The sequence below is a fragment of the Saccharothrix hoggarensis genome, assembly GCF_042678885.1.
Classification (GTDB): domain Bacteria; phylum Actinomycetota; class Actinomycetes; order Mycobacteriales; family Pseudonocardiaceae; genus Actinosynnema; species Actinosynnema hoggarensis.
Window position 1 is genome coordinate 1 of sequence record NZ_JBHTLK010000421.1, and the last position, 2,658, is coordinate 2,658.

Below are 2,658 nucleotides of genomic sequence, written 5' to 3' on the forward strand. Positions count from 1 at the left end.
GCCGACCGCCGCCACGCCGGCCGCGCCGGCCGCCTCGCTCGCCGCCCCCGCCGCGGTCACAGGCGGTCGCGCACCCACGCCAGCAGGCCGGGGACAGCGGCTTCTACCATCTCCACCACGGCGTCGAACCCGGCCTTGTCGCCGTAGTACGGGTCGGGCACGTCGACGCCGTCCGCGTCCGGGTCGAACGACCGCAGCAGCCGCACCCGGTCCGGGTCGGCGACCCTCCGCCGCAGCTCGCGCGCGTGCCCCGAGTCCAGCGCCACGAGCAGGTCCGCGTCGAGGTGGCTCTCGCCGACCTGCGCCGCGGTGTGCTCGGTCGGGTAACCGTTGTCCGCCAACGACTGCGCGGCCCGCGGGTCGGCCGGGTCGCCCACGTGCCACCCGCCGGTGCCCGCGCTGGTCACCTCCACCCGGTCACCCAGGCCGGCCCGGCGCAGGTGCTCGCGGAATATGATCGCGGCCACGGGGGAGCGGCAGATGTTGCCGGTGCAGATGAACGAGACGGTCAGCGCCACGGCGGGTGAGTCTGCCAGGTCGGGCGCGGTGGCCGGTCCTCGTCGGGGGTTCGGGTGTCCGGTGTCTTGGTGGGTGTCGTCGTGCTGCTCGTCGCCTCGGCGGCGGTGGGCCTGGTGGTCGGCGGGGCGGTGGCGCTGCGCCGTCGGTCGTGGCCGGAGACGCCCGCGTTCGCGCGGCCCCGGCCGGTGACGTCGCCCGGCGGGCCGGAGCCCGACCCGAACGCCGGGTTCTTCACCGACCGGGGCCCGCTGTTCCGGAAAAGGCATTTCTTCGTCGGGACGGGGTGCCCGCCGGTGCTCGTCACCGATTTCTCGTCACTCGATGTGTCGCGTCGGGAACAGCCCGTGCGCATTGCCCGGCACGGCATTCGCGCGTGGTGGTGGTTCGAGGACGAGTTCTACCGCGAGGCGGCCGGCCTGCGGGCGGACGACGTGCTCGCCTGGGTGCGTGAGCGGGAGCGGAGGCGTCGGGCGGGCCAGGAGCGGGCCCGGTTCCTGTCCGCCGCCGAGGAAAGCCTCCGCAAGCGCGAGAACGGGTAACGAACGGACCCGAAATTCCGACGCAGAACGAGGGGGGAGAATGAGAACATGGGGGGAGAATGTGTCGGGAAGGAATGTGAATGACTCGCACAAGTGACGTGAAGGGCGACGGGCCGTGATCGAGCCATCGCTGTGCCGGTCCGCCAGGTGCGAGATGCCCTCGCTCGCGCACCTGGTCCTGAGCATCGCGCTGGTCTTCTTCGCGGTCGCCGTCTCCGTGGTGTAGGCCGTCGCACGCCTGGGCGGCCGCGGACCGGTCCGCCGGTCCGCGGTTCGCCCCGGCGCAGCCCGACGGGGGTTCGGCGAACCGCACCCAGTTCGATGATCTCAGCGGCCTCTCAGGTATGACGCGGGACGATCACCGCGTGTCCACCGTGAAGCCGTCCACCGTGCCGATCATGCCGACCATGCCGGCGCTCGCCCGGGCGCTGCCGAAGGTCGAGGACGAGATCCGGGCCCTGGCGACCTCGTCGTCCCTGCCGATCGTGAACACCTTCGCCGGTCGCATCACCGCCGCCGGCGGCAAGCGCCTCCGGTCGGTGCTGATCCTGGCCGGCTCGCTGGCCGTCTCGGGGAGGATCACCGACCAGGCCGTCACCGCCGCCGCGTGCGTCGAGCTGCTGCACGCCGGGTCCCTGGTGCACGACGACCTCATGGACAACGCGCAGGAGCGCCGCGGCGTGCGCACCGTCAACGCCGACTGGGGCATGGGCCCCGCCGTGCTGGTCGGCGACTTCATGCTGGCCCGCGCGAGCCAGGCCGCGCTGGACCGCATCTCGCCGTTCGCCGCGAGCAGGCTCGCCCAGGCCGTCACCGACCTGGTCGAGGGCCAGGTGCTGGAGGTGCTGGACCTCTACGACCCGCTGCGCACCAAGGAGAACGCCCGCCGGTCCGTCGAGCTGAAGACCGGCGCGCTGTTCGAGGTGGGCTGCGTGCTGGCCGCGCACTGCGCCGACGCGGACGAGGCGACCACCGCCGACATGGCCCGGTTCGGCGCCCTGTTCGGCCTGATGTTCCAGGTCCTCGACGACCTGCTGGACCTGGCGTCCACGTCCGAGCGGCTGGGCAAGCCCGTCGGCAACGACATCCGCCAGGGCGTCTACACGCTGCCGCTGCTCGGCGCGCTGACTGCGGACCAGCGCACGCTCCTCGCCAACCGGGGCCGCGAGCTGACCGACGCCGAGCTGACCCGGCTGCTGGCCGAGCTGCGTGAGACGAGCCTGGTCGCCGACACCTTCGCCCACTGCACGTCCCTGGCGGCGCAGGCGGTGCGCGCGCTGCCGGACCTCGCGGGCTCGTCGTCGGCGGACCCGGAGGCGCTGGGCATCCTGCGCGAGCTTCCGGGCGCGTACCTGGACTGGGCGGCGTCCCAAATCGACTAGCGCGGAACCGGCCCGGCGCAGATCGCCTAGACTCGCGGCGATGACCAGCCAGGATCCCGGCCGGGCGCTGCTGCGCCACCACGGGGACGTCGACGCCGCGCCCGGACTCGCGGACTTCGCGGTGAACGTGCGGATGCCCGCGCCGCCGGCGTGGCTGCGCGAACTGCTGGCCGCCGCGCTCGACTCGCTCGGCTCCTACCCGAGCGCCGCCGCCGACG

3 protein-coding genes and 1 pseudogene are annotated in these 2,658 nt (G+C 73.6%); 3 read left to right on the forward strand and 1 reads right to left on the reverse strand.

The annotated features are described in order from the left end of the window. Positions 1 to 56: 56 nt before the first annotated feature. The gene (locus ACFQ3T_RS35795; RefSeq protein ID WP_380730459.1) at positions 57 to 512 is read right to left on the reverse strand and encodes a low molecular weight protein-tyrosine-phosphatase; all 456 of its coding nucleotides are present in this window, start codon (positions 510 to 512) and stop codon (positions 57 to 59) included. Between the two features lie 60 nt (positions 513 to 572). On the opposite strand from ACFQ3T_RS35795, the gene ACFQ3T_RS35800 reads away from it, so the two are divergent. The 3 genes and pseudogenes from ACFQ3T_RS35800 to ACFQ3T_RS37055 all read left to right on the forward strand — a co-directional run. Next, a complete protein-coding gene (locus ACFQ3T_RS35800) occupies positions 573 to 1,058 on the forward strand; it encodes a hypothetical protein (protein WP_380730455.1) in 486 nt (161 codons plus the stop codon). Positions 1,059 to 1,423: 365 nt separating this feature from the next. Then, on the forward strand, positions 1,424 to 2,440 hold the full coding sequence (locus tag ACFQ3T_RS35805; RefSeq protein ID WP_380730457.1) for a polyprenyl synthetase family protein: 1,017 nt from the start codon (positions 1,424 to 1,426) through the stop codon (positions 2,438 to 2,440). Positions 2,441 to 2,480: 40 nt separating this feature from the next. After that, a pseudogene (locus ACFQ3T_RS37055) lies at positions 2,481 to 2,658 on the forward strand (Rv2231c family pyridoxal phosphate-dependent protein CobC); the annotation flags it as partial.